The sequence below is a fragment of the Priestia koreensis genome (assembly GCF_022646885.1).
Lineage (GTDB): Bacteria > Bacillota > Bacilli > Bacillales > Bacillaceae_H > Bacillus_AG > Bacillus_AG koreensis_A.
The window spans coordinates 2,327,982-2,345,423 of the sequence record NZ_CP061868.1 but is presented as its reverse complement, the minus strand read 5'-3'; the positions used below and the strand labels follow the sequence as shown (position 1 = coordinate 2,345,423).

The window sequence follows — 17,442 nt, the reverse complement described above, 5'->3', positions numbered from 1 at the left end:
AAAAAACGGTAGAAACTCTCTACCGTTTTTTTTTATTGGCCTTCTATTAGATTAAAGCCGATATGCTGAAGAGCTCGTTGAAGAGTTGAAAATGTTGAAACGGAGGCAAATTCAATGCCTAAATGGGTCATCGTCTGCGCGATCTCAGGACGAATGCCGCTTAGCATCGTTTCAATTCCTAGTAGTTTAAGCGCACTTACCACTTTAAATAACTGATCCGCAACCATCGTATCGATAATTGGAACGCCTGATAAGTCAATAATGAGCCATTTTAGCTTATCATCCGAACTTTTTTGAAGGGCAAGTTCCATTAATAAACCAGCACGTCTCGTATCAATATCTCCAACAAGGGGAAGAACACCAAGACCATCTTGAATGACCACAACTGGAATGGATAATTCATCAACCGCCGTTTCAGCCGTATTAAGCTGGTGCTGATGTTGTTGCAAATAGTGCAGGCTGATTGCGTAGATAGTTTGATCGACCATGTCGTAAAAAAATGAGATAAGAGAAAAGAACGTATTCAACGAATAATCCTGCTGATTTCCCTGATCTTTTATTAAATCGCCAATGATGCTTCGGTATTTTCTAATTTCTTCTACCGCAACATCTAAAGGAATGCGCGTCTGTACTAAAAGTTGAGACATCTCGCGCCCCCACTTATTAATATAGTCGGTTCCTTTTTGATTGCTCATCGTAAAAATATTTGCATAAACTTCAATTAATTCTTTCCGCCATGTAAGAAGAGAAGTCATCTCTTGTTCATATTGAGAACCGTTCTTTTCAGATGTAGATAAAGATTCAAGAATGCGTTCTTTCTGGTGAAGAATTCGCTTATGAACAAGTTGACATTGTACGTCAAAGGAATGATCTTCAGTAGGAGCTGCCATATTTCATCCGTCCTTTCTGTTTAAGCTCTATTATCGTACCATAGATGCATATTCAGTGCATAGAAAACGATAAAATGATAGGGGAAAACTTGTGATTTTTTCATCAACAAAGGATCATCTACGTGGTAAAATATACATATTATACCATACGGATGGGGGAGGGGTTTTTTATGGGTCCGGAAAACGATTATTTATTTGATATAATGAGCGTCTTATTTCCGATTATATTTTTTGGTATACTCGGTTTGTTTTTCTTCGGAGTTTTGAGCAGCATCTTTCAGTGGAAGCGTAATAACAAGCAGCCTCGCTTGAAAGTTCCTGCAAGAGTCGTGACGAAGAGAATGAAGATGAGGGGCGGGGAATCAGATTCTACGAGCTATTTCACAACGTTTGAAGTAGAGAGCGGGGATCGTATGGAGCTTCAGGTTGACGGGGGTTATTACGGTCAATTAGTAGAAGGTGATGAAGGAATGCTGTCCTTTCAGGGGACGAGGTTTTTGGAATTCAATCGCTAATAAGAAAAGAGAGAAACAAAAGGCCACGGACATCCGTGACCTTTTGTTGTTATTAATAATAAGGTGCCATAAATAGGTATACGACAACACCTGTTAAGCTTACATAGAGCCAAATCGGCATCGTCCAGCGCACGATTTTTTTGTGTTTTTCAACTTGCATCGTCCATCCCCATACGAGGGCGAATAGAGCAAGTGGAACGATAACGGCTGCTAAAAAGCTGTGCGTGATCAGAATAAAGAAGTAAATCGGACGAAGAATACCCTCGCCACCGTATTTTGCCGTATCAGGCGATAAAAAGTGGAACGATAAGTATGAAATTAAAAATAAAAAGGTTGTCGTAAAGGCTGCAAGAATGAAGCCCTTATGTACACGAACATTCTTTTTCATAATCGCATAAAAAGCAGCGAGTAAGAAAATAAACGTAAAGCTGTTAAAAATAGCATTCAGTCTTGGGAAGATCGTCAAATCAAAATGAACGTCTTTTTGGTACCCAAGAGGCGAGAAGAATAATAACAAAATAATGATATTGGCAATAATAGATACCGTGATGATAATACCGGCGAAGTTCTTTGTACTCGTTGGTACATATTGATTTTTGTCTTTGTTCATTATATCAAGCTCCTTGATCTTATGGTTCCTGCTTTATATTATACCCTCCATTGGACAAGCTTGGAAGTGACAATCCCTTGAACAAATGTTTTTTTAACATATTAAACGATCAAATCGGCCGTAAGACAAGAAAATAAATAAAAACGGCACGAATCATGAAACTTTTTTTCGTTTGCGTGGTCTATTAGTACGAGAAAAGAAAAAAGTTGGTGTAGAAAGAGTGAAGAAAAAGGAACGGTTAAATTACAATATTATTTTTGTGCTGTTTTTAATGTTGTGTGCAAGTGTTATTGCCATATATAGTGCCCAGCAAACGCATCAGTATCCAACAAATTTTGCGGTGAGGCAAGTCATGTGGTACGGGGTGGGGGCAGTTATTATCGCTTTAGCGATGATTCCAGATACGGAGCAAATGGACAAGCTCACCTGGTATTTTTATTGGTTCAATATTGCCATTTTGGTTTTATTAGTGGTTTCTCCAGAAGCAATTGCGCCTAAAAAGAACGACGCGAAAAGCTGGTTTGTGCTACCTGGAGTTGGTTCTATACAGCCATCGGAATTTATGAAGATGGGACTCATTTTAGCGCTGAGTAAAGTCATTACGAAGCACAATGAAACGTTCAAATTGCGAAATTTTCATACAGATCTGAAGCTATTATGGAAAATGGCGTTTACAACGTTACTTCCTATTCTATTAGTCATGCTGCAGCCTGATTTAGGAACAGCGCTTGTTATTATGTTTATTTTTACCGTGATGCTGTTTATGTCAGGGGTGACGTGGAAGCTCATTACGGGGTTGTATGGAATCATTGGAACGATAGGCGCTTCTATTTTATATATGGTTCTCTATCACCCGAAAATTCTCTCGACCTATTTGCATGTTTCACAGTATCAATTTAACCGCATTTATGCGTGGCTCGATCCTGAGAGTTACAAAGCAAGCTTGTCCTACAATTATATGCAAGCTGTTACCGCGATCGGTTCTGGAAGAATGAATGGAAACGGATTTTTCAGAGACCACGTGCTGTACGTGCCGGAAAAGCATTCGGATTTCATTTTCAGTGCCATCGGAGAAAGCTTTGGATTCGTTGGAGGAAGCATTGTCATTTCCCTTTTTATGTTATTAGTATACAATATTGTTATAGTCGCATCGAACACGAAGGAACCGTTTCAAAGCTATATCTGCGCAGGTATTATTGCAATGATTACGTTCCACGTATTCGAAAATATTGGGATGGACATAGGGGTCTTGCCGATTACAGGAATTCCGCTTCCGTTTATTAGTTACGGGGGGAGCTCGCTTATGAGCAGTATGCTCGCAATTGGAATCATCTTGAAAATCAGCTATGAGTCCAACCAATACATGTTTGATTAAATCAGACGAAAATGGGGGAAAAACAGTGCTTCAATTTAGGGGAAAAGGTTTGAGTGTATTTGAAAGTGTCTTATTTAAAACAACATCTAGCGTCATTGAAACTGAAGATCTAGTCGTCGTCGTCGATCCGACCTGGCTCCCTTTTGAGATTGCAGAAATAAAGGATCATGTCGAACGTATTCGCGGAGACAAAGAGCTTTACTTGCTTTTCACGCACGGAGATTTTGATCATATTATTGGATACGGAGCGTTTCCTGACGCAAAGGTGATTGGGAGCGCGGGACTAAGGGATCACCGAAACAAACAGCAAAAACTAGCGTATATCCACCAATTTGACGATGAATATTATGTGGATCGTGACTACGACATAACGTTTCCTGTGCCGGACGTTGTCATTGAACGTGACGGTCAGCAACTTCAAGTAGGGGAGACCATTCTAACCTTTTATTTAGCACCCGGTCACACGAGCGATGGACTTTTTGCGATTGTTAACAACACGTGGATCGCAGGAGATTATTTATCAGATTTTGAACTTCCTTTTATTGATCATAGCTGTAAGCATTATGTACAAACGTTAGAAAAGGCGGCCATGATTATTGAAAATCACCAAGACCTCATACTTGTTCCGGGACACGGAAAAGCAACGAATGAGCGAGAAGAAATAAAACGACGACATCATATGGCACAGTCATACATTCAGCGTCTCATTGAGGCGGTGCAGACTGAAGAAGGTGAAGCACTTGATGTGTTAGGAGAGGAAATGCCTTATCCTTCGTCTTTTACAAAGGAATGTCATGAAAAAAATATTGAGATCACCAAATCCGAATACGGAAGCTGAATACATACGAAAAGCAGGCGATGGCCTGCTTTTTTTTACGCTGTTTTTTTGCTTATAACGTGCCATTCTTTTTTCTGTTCTTTTAGCGTGAGCAAAATGTTTTTCCCGTGCGCGTCACGGTAAAAGATATAGCCATCATGGTCGAGCACATATGCAGCAGGCTTGCCGATACAGCCCTCTTGATAAATTTTATCCATTTGTTCAATGAGGGAAAGCGCGCTCGGATTTTCCTTTGCGAGCGGAATCAGTTCATCAATACCAAATGCATCGTATCCTTTTAGATTAATGTTGAAGTGTGTTTGAACACGGTCAATCATTCCTGTATTCATTACTTCAATTGCTCCGTCTAGCTGAGCCATTACGGGCAATCGCTTATCATAAATGAGCTTCATATAGCCAATCCGAGCCACGCAAATCCCAAATAAAATGAAACCGACGATCATTAGGAGGCGGAGTCGTTTTTGTGATAGATGATGTACGTCCACTCATCACCACTCCTTCACAAGTAATTACCCCAATATATGCTTGTCTGCATGTCTTTATACATAAAAGGTCAGGAAACAACAGATGATCGAACGAAAGGAGGAAGTGGTTCGAGCTACAAAAGAAAGGGCCGAAAAGAAGGAAGAAAAAGACTGATTATATTGATGAAAGCCTTATCAAATAATTGGTAACGCTTTCTTTAGTTTCTTTCTAAAAAAATTCTCAAATAGGGGTAGACGGCGTATTTTTAAGTCGCTATAATGTAAAGAATAATCAGAATAATTAGTTATACAGAAAGGGATGCATTAAGTTGAATCAGCTCATCGAATTGAAGAGAGTAACCACTAAAAAGGATAAGCCAGATCTTTCGTCACTCGGTTTTGGAAAGCATTTTACAGACCACATGTTTGTAATGGAATATGACAAAGAGAAAGGATGGCACGACCCGCGCATTACACCATATGAGCCTCTTGTATTAGACCCAGCGGCAGCTGTTTTTCATTACGGTCAGGCCATTTTTGAAGGGTTAAAAGCTTATCGAACGTCAGACAATCGTGTGTTGCTGTTTCGACCGTCTAAAAATATTCATCGCTTGAATGTTTCAAGTGAACGAATGAGCATGCCACCTCTGGACGAAGAGCTTGTACTTGAAGCCGTCCAACAATTAATTGACCTAGAACGTGATTGGATTCCAACAAAAGAAGGAACATCCTTATATATTCGACCGTTTGTCATTGCAACAGAATCCTGTTTAGGCGTTAAGCCTGCTTTACAGTACAAATTTATGATTATTTTATCTCCAGTAGGTGCGTATTATGCTAACCAGCTGCAGCCGGTACGGATTTTCGTAGAGGAAGACTACGTAAGAGCCGTAAGAGGCGGCGTCGGAGCTGTGAAGACGAGTGGTAACTATGCAGCAAGTCTTCAAGCGCAGTTAAAAGCAGAGAAGCTTGGTTACGATCAAGTACTATGGCTTGATGGAGTAGAGAAGAAATATGTAGAAGAAGTAGGAAGCATGAATATCTTCTTTAAAATTAAAGGCGAAGTGGTAACCCCTGAACTAAACGGAAGTATTCTTGGCGGCATTACGCGTGATAGCGTAATTGAGATGCTAAGAAGCTGGAATGTCCCGGTTCATGAACGTCGTATTACGATTCAAGAAGTGTACGAAGCGTATCAGCGCGGGGAAATCGAAGAAGTGTTTGGTACAGGAACCGCAGCGGTTATCTCACCAGTCGGCGAACTAGGCTGGAACGATGAGCGCATGATCATTAATAACTTTGAAACAGGCGAACTATCCATGAAAATCTATCAGGAAATGACGGATATTCAGCTGGGAAGAATTCCAGATCCATATCAATGGACGGTAGAAGTGTAATTGAACATGACGAAAAACTAGGCCCCGTGCCTAGTTTTTTTGTGTGGAAATCGTTAAATAAGGGCGCTTTATGACACCTCGTTTGCTCGTTTTATTCAGACTCTAGCAAATTTTACTAGAATAAATAGGGATATTTTAAAATGCTAGAACATACACATAGAGACAAGAACTAAAAAAGAGGTGAGGCTTGTTGAAGCATCCAAACGTAGGCAAAGTAAACGGTTTGAAATCAAATATGAAGCTTGTTAATTTATTAATTGTTTTTACCATTGCTAGTTTTCTCTTAATATCGTTGCTTGCCTCTCCTTTACTTAAAACAGATGTGGCGTCCTCGACAATGTATAAGTTTTTGTCCAAATATAAAACAGAGGCTATGATGTACGTACTCGGAAGTGAAAATCCGTATTTTTTACAAGGATTAGATAAACCAGTTAAAATGCCCTCTCTATCATCAACCGCTTTGCAGCTTGCCACCAATATTCACATTACGGATGTGCGAACGCTGCTCGGAAATGAGCTTCCTGGATTCAGCTTTTACGACTCAGAAATTTTAGCAGGGGAAGGGCTTCATTATACGGAGTTTCCCATTGAATCTGCTCCACCTCTTGATGTCGTCTTAAAAGAACGAGCAGAAGTAAGCAAAGAAGTAGCGGAATGGAACAAAGAAAGTGAAAAACCGTCTCCAGGTCCAGCTATAAGCGGACGTAAGGTGTATATTTATCACACACACAGCTGGGAGTCCTACTTACCTCTTCTCGGTCTAACAGGTGATCCGAACGAGAACAAAGCGGTTGATGCGAAAACAAACATTTCGTCGCTCGGAAATCTACTTGCGAAAAAACTTAACGCGAATGGCATTGGAACGATTAATGATCAAACAAACGTCGGAACAAAATTAAATGAGAAAAAGTGGGGAACGTCTAAAGCATATGCGATATCAAGGGAAATGGTCCAAGAAGCGATGGCGAAAAACAAAAGCTTAGACTTTTTCTTAGACTTTCACCGTGATGCGCTGCGGAAAAAGAGTACAACAACAACTTTTAACGGCAAATCCTATGCACAAATTGTGTTTGTCGTAGGAGAAGAAAACCCAAACTTTGAGAAGAACAAGCAGTTTGCTAATGACCTGCACAAGCGATTGGAGGAAAAATATCCAGGTGTAAGTAAAGGGGTCCTTGGTAAAAAAGGAAAGAAAGTAAACGGCATTTACAATCAGGACCTTTCACCAAATTCAATCGTCGTGGAGCTAGGAGGAGTAGACAATACGGCTGCTGAGCTTCAAAATACGATTGATGCATTCGCAGACATATTTAGCGACTACTTTTTCAAGGCTGAAAAAGTAAATGGGTAACAGAAGCTTGGCGCTAAAATCTTTGTTTACTACCTTTGTATTGACGACCTTGTCGTATTTATGTTCAGCGCTTAGCATCTTCACCGCCTCCTTATTTCTGACCGGCTTCATCATCTCATGCTATTACTTTATTAAAGAGCAGCTAAAATGACCCTTGTGTTATAATTTGGAAAAGGGGGCGCTCATATGAAACAGATCATTGCACTTGGAGGCGGCGGATTTTCCATGGAGCCGGAAAATCTCCTTCTCGATCAGTATATAGTAAATCAGGTAGACAAAGAAAAGCCGAATGTTTGCTTTATCCCTACGGCTAGCGGAGATTCTGAATCGTACATTGAACGATTTTATGAAGCTTACAAAAAGCTTTCTGCAACTCCTACACACCTTTCCTTATTTTCGCCAAACTGGGGCGAGAGTCTGGAACCATTTATTTTACAGCAGGATATTATTTACGTAGGCGGAGGAAGTTCTCGCAATCTGTTAACGCTTTGGAAAGAGTGGGGTTTAGATCACCTTCTATTGAAAGCATATGAACAAGGAACTGTACTAGCCGGTATTAGTGCAGGAGGAATTTGCTGGTTTCAAGAAGGGGTTACGGACTCGGGAGGCCCAACGTACAGAGAGATATCTGCGCTTGGAATTTTACAAGGGAGCTTTTGTCCGCATTATGAGGGTGATGCAAAAAGGCGACCAGCGTATCACAGGCTCCTTCAGGAACAGCGCATAAAGGGAGGGTACGGAGTGGATGACAGTGTAGCTCTTCACTTCATAGATGAACAGCTCCATCAAGTAGTCGCCTCTGTAGACGGAAAGAAAGCCTTCTATGCTACAAATTCAGAAGGTAAGACGGAAGAACGCGTCATAACCCCCTTATTTTTAGGGAATAGATAAACGAAAAGCCTGCTTGGATCACTGATCCCGCAGGCTTTTTTCTATTCTCGCAAACATTCTCTCAAGCTCAAACATATACTAGAACAAACGATGATGTCAGTTTTACTGCGATAGAAACTATCTTGTTAGGCGGCAAGCTTTGTGAGGAAATCCCGCAAAAGGAAAAGGATTGACGAACAATGAACGTATGTTGCCGTTAAACATTACAGAATCATTACATTTCCATAATTAACAAGACGTGCAGGAAAGAAAAGGTTATAATGGTTTTGTTCTATAAGTCTTACGGACTATCAGAATGTTGTCGATATACATAAGAGAACCACGATTCATGATTAAATTTGACATAAAAATAAGTCGATAGATTGAGAACGACCGATTTGAACGATGCAAAACAGAAAACGGAGGATTTAAAAAGTGAAAAAGAAACTAGCTGTCTTACACACAACAGTAGTGCTAAGTTTTAGTAGCGTCCTCGCAGCGCCGCTAGTCGGGCATGCTGAAACGATCCAGGATATGCAAACGAAAAAAAGCTCCATTCAAAAAGAGCGAGAAAATGTGAAACAAAGCATTCAAGCAACGAAAGAAAAGATTACAGCGGTAAAAGGCGAAAAAGAAAAAATCCTCGAGCAAATTAAACGTTTATATTTAGCGATTGCACAAAATACAGCAAAAGTTAAGGAAACGGAAGAGCAGATTAAGGATAAACAAACGGCCATTTCTAATCTTGAAGCGGAAGTTTCTGACCTTGAAGAGAAGATGGAAAACCGCAAAGGAATTTTAGAAGAACGTGCGCGCTCTTTCCAAGAGAACGGTGGAAGCCTTAGCTACTTGCAGGTACTCCTTGGTGCGTCTAGCTTTAGTGATTTTATTGACCGAGCAGATGCGGTGAACACCATCGCAGAAGCCGATGAACAAATTCTAAAGCAAACGAAAAAAGATCAAAACATCCTAGAGAAAAAACAGAAGACGGTAAAAAAACGTTTGGATGAACTGACAGATATTAAAGCAGAATTAACGGAAATGATGAGTGGACTTACAGAGCAAAAAGCACATCAAGATGCGTTAATGAAACAAGCGAATCTGACAGAAGCAGAAAACAATCGCTTAAAAGCTGAGCTTCAACAAAAAGACGGAACGCTTGCAACACAAGAAACGCAAATTCAGCAAAATATTGAAGCAGAAGTAAAGCGTCAAGAGGAAGCACGAAAAGAAGCGAAGCGTAAGCGTGAGGAAGCACGTAAAGCGGCAGAGAAGGCAGCAGCAGAGAAAGCAGCTGCTGAAAAGGAAGCGTCTGCCAAAGCGAAGCGTTCACAAGACACGACAAGTCAGTCGCAAGATCCGTCAACGTCATCAAACGTTTCCCTACCTGATGATACGTCAACTCCAACAGGATCAGCAGCTGACGTTGTCACAGTAGGAAATCGCTGGATCGGTAACTCTGCTTACGTATTCGGTGGCGGTCGTAATCAAAGTGATATTGCAAACGGTTTGTTCGACTGCTCAAGTTTTGTTCACTGGGCATACTCACAAGTAGGAATTAAGCTTGGACCACTTGGATGGGTAAGTACAGAAACGTTAAAGCACGAGGGACGTCAAGTGTCTGTTAGTGACATGAAGCCTGGAGATCTTGTCTTCTTTGATACGTATAAAAAAGATGGTCATGTAGGAATTTACGTTGGAAATCACAAGTTTATCGGTGCACAAAGCGCAGGGGTTTCGATTGCGGATATGAATAGTAACTATTGGTCTAGTCACTTCAACGGACGCGTGGTTCGAATTATTAACTAATGAAAAAAAGCGTGTGAGATGAACTCACGCGCTTTTTTGTATCCATTAATTAAACTTCCAATATGCATATGGATCTTTCGGTTTTGAAATTTTTTCATAGCCTGTCACGTTTAAAACCGGAATGGTCTTTTTCAGCGGCTGATAATACATTGTGCTCATTTTTCCTTTGACGGTTAGCCACTGGTCGTTTTCCATTTTCATATCCTTTGGAAACTGAAGCAGCATGCCATAGACGCCGGCATCTGCAATACAGTGAATAATGCCAAAGCGGAAAACAAATAGTTGATTATCTTTGAGATCTTTATTGTTGTAACTGAAACCGGTTAGTTCAATGTTTTTACCAGTAAACTCACCTGGATAATGATAAAGGGCTTCCATGCCTTTTAAAAACATAGGGCCTTCTAATTTAATGGTATTTTTATCTTTGTAATACTTTTGCGTTTGATCCATCATTTTTTGATGATAATCGGCACCATAATAGGTGCTTGTGTCAGGCTCTAAAAATTGATGCAAGCTAGAGGAGCCACCGTCGTGCAAAATTGGAAAGTGAAATCCCTTTGCTTCAACGGTAGATGAATCAAGCGTTGCGACCGGAAAAAACATCACTGAGGCAAATGGAACAATTAGAATTGGATAAATAACGAGCTTTTTGTACCATTTGTCTTCGTCATGCGCATGATCATGTCCGCAGCTACAGTTTGGTCCGTGATCATGGTCATGGCCGTGCTGATCCTCGCCTCTCATATAAAAATAGAGCTGTGCTAGCGTCAGGGCAAGAAAGATAAAAATGGCACTAAATGAAATATAGGAATACCGCATATTAATATATTTTGTAATATCTCCTGTAGCGTGAAGATGCATAAAAATAAACGTAAACGCCATTAAAATAATAATTCGGAGCACGTTACAACCCTCCTCGAATTAGAAAAGCTGCGCCTAGGAAGGTGAAAATAAATACATAGATAAATAGCACAAGCACAAACTTTCCTTTAAAATTACCAAGCATCATGAGCGTGTTTTTAATGTCGAACATCGGTCCGAAGGATAAAAAGGCGACAAGCGCATTGTTCGCAAAGGACCCTCTAAATGATGACGCAATAAATGCATCTGCAGATGAACAAACCGATAAAATAAAGGCAAGCACCATCATGACGATAATCGGCATATAATGGCCGTTTCCGATGGAGAGAAGCGTCGAAGTTTTGACATAGGTTTGCATAGCAGCGGCAATAATACTTCCAGCTACAAGGTATTTCCCCACAAGGAAAAACTCATCAATAGTGTGTTTAATTGCCCCGCTTACTTTTTCTTTAAAGGGCATTTTAGCCGTAGAGTGAACATGAATTTCCTCTTTTAGCTGACTGTCTTTAAAATGAAATGAAATCATCCAACCCGCTAAAAGGGCCACGATAAAGGATAAACCAACGCGCTGACCAACCATACTCCAACTGTTCCCAAATGCAATATAAGTAGAAAAAATAACGACAGGATTAATAACGGGACCCGTTAGCATAAAGCCAGCAGCGGCGTGTAAAGGAACGCCTTTTGCGATAAGGCGCTTTGTGATGGGGATAATTCCGCATTCACAGGCTGGAAAAATAGCGCCCAGCAGTGTTGTAACAACGACAGATAAAAAACGATTTGTCGGGATGATTTTTGCAAGCATTTCTTCTGTCACAAACATTTGAATAATACCAGAAATAATAACGCCTAATAACACGAAGGGCATTGCTTCAATCAAAATACTGATGAAAATCGTATTCATCTGCAAAAACGATTGACTTGTCATGATGACACCTCACAAGTGGCTAGGGGGAAGAAAAAAACTAGCCGATTTAACATTTACATAGTCTATCATAATCATTCAAAATAGACTATTAAAATCCATCTATAAGACACTTTCTACATCTTTTACAAGGGAGCTCTAAAGCTTACGGTGGAGGGAAAGAAATGAAGCAAAGAACCCGTGCCGAGACGACACAGGTTCTTCATGAAGAGACGGTTGAATTGGCAATCTTTTCGCTTTCTCTTTCTAGCGTTTTTTCATCCGTAATAGGTGATTTGACCGCTAGTAGGAGATTTCCAATGCGTAGCCCGCTTGCAAGTACATAGACCGCAATGGAACCAAATACTTCTGCAAGAGCACCTGCGCTCGATTGACCGAGCGGAGCGCTTGCCCATACGGTTAAGCGGATGCTAGCACCTGCTCGTCCTAGCATTTCATTTGGAATAAGCGATTGTCTGAGCGAAACCGAATAAATATTCCAAATGACACCTGTTCCACCCATCACAATCATCGCAGCCATTAAAAGAAAGGGCTGTGAGCTTAATCCGATGATAAGAGGCGGAATAATTTGGATGCTAAGTAATAGATAGATCATCATTTTCATCGTAAAACGCGAGCTTAAAAAAGTGGAGAAGAAGGAGGCGACAATCGCTCCAATACTAAATCCGGTCATGATTAAGCCTGATAGATCCGATGAAAGATGTAATTCTTGCTGTAAACGATACAAAAACACTACGCTCATAGCAGCATTTGCAATATTGGATACAAATGTCAAAATGCTCAGCGTCCGTATCGTCGGGTACTTCCATATGTAAGCAAGACCTTCGATCATTTCTTTTCCCATATGCTTTTTCGCTGGTGCAGAAGTGGTAGATAAGGATTGTTTAATAAACAATAGCGTTGTAATTGAGAATATGTAGGACATGCCGTCGACTAAGAGCGTATTCGCAGCTCCGATTTGGGTAACGAGTACACCAGCAATGGCAGGACCAGCAATCGAGCTTGCTGAAATGCCCATCTGCATGATGGAATTGGCTTTTTTGAGCTGTTCTCGTTCCACGATTCTTGGCAAGCACGCACCATATGAAGCATCAAATAATGCATCGCATACGCCCATCCCACTGCGTACAAGGTACAAGTGCCAAATATGAAGCTCACCCGTAACAAGTTGGGTAACTGGAAGAGACAGAATGAGCAGCATTTTGCCGATATTGGCACCAAGCATGATTTTTTTTCGATCGTGTCGATCCGCCCACACCCCAGCAGGTAAAATGAAAAAGAGGTAGCTAAGAAATCCACAAGTAAATACGAATCCCATTTGTAAAGCAGAACCGGTGATTTCGAGGACAAGCCATGGAACAGCAAACCCACTGACTGCAGAGCCAAGCGTTGAAACGGTTTGTCCACTCACTAGCCACATGAAATCACGGTTTTGTTTTAGAATCACATTTTGTCATCTCCTTCCTAATATATGTAAGATTAGTTCATTTTACCCCTGTGCGAAAGGGCTAAAAGTATTGATTTTTCAGAAAAAATAATTTATTTGTCAATTCACGACAAGAAGCGGCAAAAATAGAACCTGAATGTCAAAAGGTTTTCGGCATTTTTTAGCGAAATCTAATGTTACAGAAACGCATTCAATCGTCACTGCTTTCACAAAAGATTCTAGGGATGCACATGTATTCTGATTAAAACAGAACATTGGGAGGAATAATCATGGCTCAAATCTTAAAAGGTGTAAAAGTAGGAGAAAAATCTAAAGGTATTTTAGTTGGCACATTAGTAGGTGGGGTAGTGGCAGCAGTTACAACTCTTCTTGTCACACCAAAATCAGGAAAAGAGCTTCGTTCCGATATTCAAGGACAAGCTGTAAGCGTGAAAAATAACGTCGTTCATATCGCATCAAATGCGAAAAAGAACGTGGTAGAATCGAAAGTGGTCGATAAAGTTCGTACACTGAAATTCGTTGGAAAGAAGAAATACCAAAGCATTCATGAACAGGCTGGAGAAGAAAATACAGTCGAGTCAGCGGAAGTTTCTGACGAAAAAGAAGAGCAAACGGCTATTTAATAGCTATGGAAAGAGAGGAGCACCCCAGGTGCTCCTCTCTTTTTTTAGAATCATGTACCTATAAACAGGATAAAAGTGAAGGAATTAAATCAACCTATCTCACCATTCACAGAAAATGAAAGACATGTTAGGGTAAAGGTGTGTAACAAGATTATGTTACATAAGGAGAGAAGTTTTTCGTAAGCGTACACGATTTCAAAAAGCTGGGCACACTAATCATAACGAACTGAACCGTTGATTTTAGTGTGACAACATGAAAGGAGACGCACATGGGAAAACGAATCGGAATCTTCATATTAACGGCTATTCTAAGTCTTTCATTTGCAGGCAGTGCTTCAAAAGCTTCATCAAAAGGAGATCTCTTATCTCAAAATCGTATTGTCACCATTGCTCATCGAGGGGCATCAGGATATGCGCCAGAGCACACAATGCCATCCTATCAACTTGCTCATAAAATGAAAGCAGATTATATTGAGCTTGATTTACAAATGACAAAGGACGGACAGTTAATTGCGATGCACGATGAAACACTCGACCGTACAACAAATGGTTCGGGTGCTGTAAAAGATCATACGTTACGTGAAATCAAACAATTAGATGCGGGGTCTTGGTTTAACGAGGCTTATCACAATCAAGCAAAACCGGAATACAAGGGCCTTAAAGTTCCAACGCTCGACGAAATACTTGAGACATTTGGCAAGCATGCAAATTACTACATTGAAACAAAATCGCCTAATACGTACCCAGGTATGGAAGAAAAGCTCATTCAGACGCTGAAAAAGCATCATTTAATCGGACCTCACGCAAAACGTGGTCAGGTGATGATTCAATCTTTTAGCAAAGACAGTTTGTTGAAAATACGTGATCTCGATTCTAAGCTTCCAACCATTCAATTGTTAAATGCCAAATCGATGCAGTCTGTGAACGATGACACGCTAACTGAGATTCGGTCATATGCAGTTGGAGTTGGGCCAGATTTTAACGCGCTGAACGGTAAAAATGTTCAGGATATTCGTCAGCATGACCTTCTTTTGCATCCCTATACGGTCAATGATAAGGCGGAAATGACCCGACTTTTAACACTTGGCATTACAGGAGCTTTCACGAACTATGCGGATCTTTTTAATGAAGCTAAAAAAGAGTTTAAACATACCAATAGATAAACAAATCCCCGCGTCCTGTTTTAACAGGTGCGGGGATTTTAGCGTTTGTTTAGGTTTATTACTTTTGTGAATAAAGGATACACCCAGTATCCAATGAGTACGCCTGTCATATTTAAGATAAAATCGTCGATGTCGAACGTTCCTCGATTTGTCAAATGCTGTGCGGTTTCAATGCCTAGTATTGCGACTGATGGAAGAATGACTAAAAGCCATGCGTGTAAAGAACCTTCCTTGTTTTTTTGCATGAGATAAATCCCATGTGGCACAAATAATCCAATATTGGCGGCTAAATTATAGAAGGCAACTAAAGGAGATACCGCTCCTGTAAAGTAAAAGGCGATCGTTTGAAACGGAATGATATTCCATGAGCTGTAGTCTTGATCGTTTGGGCGGAAAAACAGTAGGATAAACAACCCGATCGTATACATAATTAACAGCCCACGAAATAAAGGGCGTGAAAGCACGATCGTTTCTCCTCGAACGAAAAACACGATAAAAAAAGTAAGCGACGTCACGCAGATCCACATTACAACGATTACTGCAGGATGGAGATACGTCACTAGCTCAATGAACAACGGAAGACCGATGATAAAAATAAGCTGAGATAATAGAAGAGATAGCCAAAATGATTTCGTCATTCTTTGCATCTAAAGATCCTCCTCGGCACGTTTACAGTGTTTTATTATACATCATGCTGCTTCTATTACAAATACATAACTCACATAATGCCTACACGCCTAATAATATAAAGGAGGTTCATGTTAGAGAGGAGAGAAAGGTATGAGTCATTTTAAAAAGCGATCAAAAGACAACGCGCCCTTCCCATCTAAAACATACGCAGACGAAATATTGGAGCCCATTTTTAATTTTCAACGTGATCATTTATATGAAGCGATGCTGCACGTTCACAGCGCTCATTCGCTCATGCTTCACAAACAAAACATTCTCACAGCTGATCAAACCAAGCACATTTTGACGGCGATCTGCTCCTTGTCTTATGAAAATCCGAAGCAGTGGTCATATCAATCCACGTTTGAAGATTTGTTTTTTATGGTCGAAGATAAATTAGGACACAGAATCGGAAAAGATTTGGCCGGTAACATGCACATTGCGAAAAGTCGAAATGACATGGGAGTCGCCATGTATCGCATGGTTCTACGTCAGCATCTGTTAGCCGTTATAGAAGAAACTCAGTCGCTAGCAGAAGTGCTTCTCTATCAGGCTGAGATGCACAAAAATACGGTCATGCCTGCTTATACGCATACACAGCCTGCACAGCCAACAACATTTGGTCACTATCTGATCGCCATTCTAGATGTACTTAACCGAGATACTGATCGCCTCTGGCACGTCTATCATACGGTTAATCAGTCGCCAATGGGAGCAGCCGCTCTTTCTACGACAGGATTTCGGATTGATCGATTACTAGTAGCAGAATTGCTAGGTTTTTCAGGAATCATTGAAAACTCATACGATGCCGTTGCGGGCGGGGATTATTTACTAGAAAGCGCGACGTCGGTGCTCATACTAATGACTAATACCGGTCGCTGGGTGCAAGATTTCCTGCAAGGAGCGACAAAGGAATTTGCTGCGATTCGAGTTTCGGATGCCTATGTCCAAATTAGTAGCATCATGCCGCAAAAGCGTAATCCTGTATCACTTGAGCATGCGCGATCACTCGCTAGTTCAAGCGTGGGTGAAGCTCATTCAGTGCTGCAAATGATCCACAACACGCCGTATGGAGATATTGTGGATACAGAAGATGATCTTCAGCCTCATTTATATAAGGCATACGAAAAAGCGGCGCGCGTATTAAGGGTGCTTAAAGAAGTCATTCGAACCATAGAGATTAATGAGAAGCTTTTAGAGGAACGCGCGGGTGAATCATGCATTACGATTACAGAGCTAGCGGATGTGCTTACAAGGGAGAAGGGCGTTCCATTCCGAACGGCACATCAAATGGCGAGTGGGGTCGCAACCTATGCTTCTCAGATGAGAAAACGGCTGGATCATTTTACGGAGGACGAGATAAAGGAGCTTTTGTCTGTCCCCCTCTCAGTGGAAGAATGGAGAACGATTGTTTCTCCGCTCGAATTTATTAAAAAGCGATCCATAAAAGGCGGGCCCGCACCTTGTGAAGTAGAGAGAATGTGCACAGAGCGCAAAGAAGGACTGCGCTGTCAGCGAGAAACACTTGCTCTTGAGAGGGAGCGATTACAGCATGCGAATGACCAGATGAAGAGTCTTCAGCGAGCATTAGGTGTGGAAGCATAGCGTCAATTATTTGAAATAGAAGAATATCTG

The 17,442-nt window shown here is 40.9% G+C and carries 17 protein-coding genes; 10 read left to right on the top strand and 7 right to left on the bottom strand.

Translation table 11 applies throughout. The features are described from left to right. Positions 1-32: 32 nt before the first annotated feature. Positions 33-890, bottom strand: coding sequence for an STAS domain-containing protein (locus tag IE339_RS11960; protein ID WP_242167755.1), 858 nt, complete (start codon positions 888-890; stop codon positions 33-35). 170 nt (positions 891-1,060) lie between these two features. On the opposite strand from IE339_RS11960, the gene IE339_RS11955 reads away from it, so the two are divergent. Then, the gene (locus tag IE339_RS11955; protein ID WP_242167752.1) at positions 1,061-1,405 is read left to right on the top strand and encodes a DUF2500 domain-containing protein; all 345 of its coding nucleotides are present in this window, start codon (positions 1,061-1,063) and stop codon (positions 1,403-1,405) included. Positions 1,406-1,457: 52 nt separating this feature from the next. On the opposite strand, the gene IE339_RS11950 is transcribed toward IE339_RS11955, so the two are convergent. After that, the gene (locus IE339_RS11950) at positions 1,458-2,015 is read right to left on the bottom strand and encodes a DUF420 domain-containing protein (RefSeq protein WP_242167750.1); all 558 of its coding nucleotides are present in this window, start codon (positions 2,013-2,015) and stop codon (positions 1,458-1,460) included. A gap of 220 nt (positions 2,016-2,235) precedes the next feature. Between IE339_RS11950 and IE339_RS11945 the strand changes: the two genes are divergently transcribed. Both IE339_RS11945 and IE339_RS11940 read left to right on the top strand, forming a co-directional pair. Further along, positions 2,236-3,390: an FtsW/RodA/SpoVE family cell cycle protein gene (locus IE339_RS11945; protein ID WP_242167748.1), complete on the top strand. Its 1,155-nt coding sequence runs from the start codon at positions 2,236-2,238 to the stop codon at positions 3,388-3,390. A gap of 49 nt (positions 3,391-3,439) precedes the next feature. Then, positions 3,440-4,228 carry an MBL fold metallo-hydrolase gene (locus IE339_RS11940; RefSeq protein ID WP_242167746.1) on the top strand — a complete coding sequence of 263 codons (789 nt, stop codon included), beginning with the start codon at positions 3,440-3,442 and terminating at the stop codon, positions 4,226-4,228. 35 nt (positions 4,229-4,263) lie between these two features. Here the strand turns inward: IE339_RS11940 and IE339_RS11935 are convergent, their stop codons facing one another. Then, positions 4,264-4,713: a hypothetical protein gene (locus tag IE339_RS11935; RefSeq protein WP_242167744.1), complete on the bottom strand. Its 450-nt coding sequence runs from the start codon at positions 4,711-4,713 to the stop codon at positions 4,264-4,266. Between the two features lie 308 nt (positions 4,714-5,021). Here IE339_RS11935 and IE339_RS11930 point away from each other — a divergent pair, with 308 nt between their 5' ends. From IE339_RS11930 to IE339_RS11915, 4 genes are all read left to right on the top strand, one after another. Beyond that, complete coding sequence (locus IE339_RS11930) at positions 5,022-6,089, top strand: branched-chain amino acid aminotransferase (RefSeq protein WP_242167742.1); 1,068 nt, start codon at positions 5,022-5,024, stop codon at positions 6,087-6,089. Between the two features lie 190 nt (positions 6,090-6,279). Then, complete coding sequence (gene spoIIP / locus IE339_RS11925; protein WP_242167740.1) at positions 6,280-7,440, top strand: stage II sporulation protein P; 1,161 nt, start codon at positions 6,280-6,282, stop codon at positions 7,438-7,440. 186 nt (positions 7,441-7,626) lie between these two features. Beyond that, on the top strand, positions 7,627-8,331 hold the full coding sequence (locus IE339_RS11920; RefSeq protein WP_242167738.1) for a Type 1 glutamine amidotransferase-like domain-containing protein: 705 nt from the start codon (positions 7,627-7,629) through the stop codon (positions 8,329-8,331). Between the two features lie 414 nt (positions 8,332-8,745). After that, entirely contained in the window at positions 8,746-10,119 is a 1,374-nt protein-coding gene (locus IE339_RS11915; RefSeq protein WP_242167736.1) for a coiled-coil domain-containing protein, read from the top strand. Between the two features lie 45 nt (positions 10,120-10,164). Here the strand turns inward: IE339_RS11915 and IE339_RS11910 are convergent, their stop codons facing one another. The 3 genes from IE339_RS11910 to IE339_RS11900 all read right to left on the bottom strand — a co-directional run bounded on the left by IE339_RS11910 (position 10,165) and on the right by IE339_RS11900 (position 13,352). Next, entirely contained in the window at positions 10,165-11,022 is an 858-nt protein-coding gene (locus IE339_RS11910; protein ID WP_242167734.1) for a TIGR03943 family putative permease subunit, read from the bottom strand. Between the two features lies 1 nt (position 11,023). Then, a complete protein-coding gene (locus IE339_RS11905; RefSeq protein ID WP_242167732.1) occupies positions 11,024-11,908 on the bottom strand; it encodes a permease in 885 nt (294 codons plus the stop codon). A 199-nt stretch (positions 11,909-12,107) separates the two neighbouring features. Then, a complete protein-coding gene (locus IE339_RS11900; protein WP_242167730.1) occupies positions 12,108-13,352 on the bottom strand; it encodes an MFS transporter in 1,245 nt (414 codons plus the stop codon). Positions 13,353-13,621: 269 nt separating this feature from the next. On the opposite strand from IE339_RS11900, the gene IE339_RS11895 reads away from it, so the two are divergent. Both IE339_RS11895 and IE339_RS11890 read left to right on the top strand, forming a co-directional pair. Further along, on the top strand, positions 13,622-13,975 hold the full coding sequence (locus IE339_RS11895; protein ID WP_242167728.1) for a YtxH domain-containing protein: 354 nt from the start codon (positions 13,622-13,624) through the stop codon (positions 13,973-13,975). 269 nt (positions 13,976-14,244) lie between these two features. Then, a complete protein-coding gene (locus IE339_RS11890; protein ID WP_242167726.1) occupies positions 14,245-15,138 on the top strand; it encodes a glycerophosphodiester phosphodiesterase in 894 nt (297 codons plus the stop codon). Between the two features lie 38 nt (positions 15,139-15,176). Here the strand turns inward: IE339_RS11890 and IE339_RS11885 are convergent, their stop codons facing one another. Beyond that, entirely contained in the window at positions 15,177-15,785 is a 609-nt protein-coding gene (locus IE339_RS11885) for a VanZ family protein (RefSeq protein ID WP_242167724.1), read from the bottom strand. Positions 15,786-15,918: 133 nt separating this feature from the next. Between IE339_RS11885 and argH the strand changes: the two genes are divergently transcribed. After that, a complete protein-coding gene (gene argH / locus IE339_RS11880; RefSeq protein WP_242167722.1) occupies positions 15,919-17,412 on the top strand; it encodes an argininosuccinate lyase in 1,494 nt (497 codons plus the stop codon). Positions 17,413-17,442 lie beyond the last annotated feature (30 nt).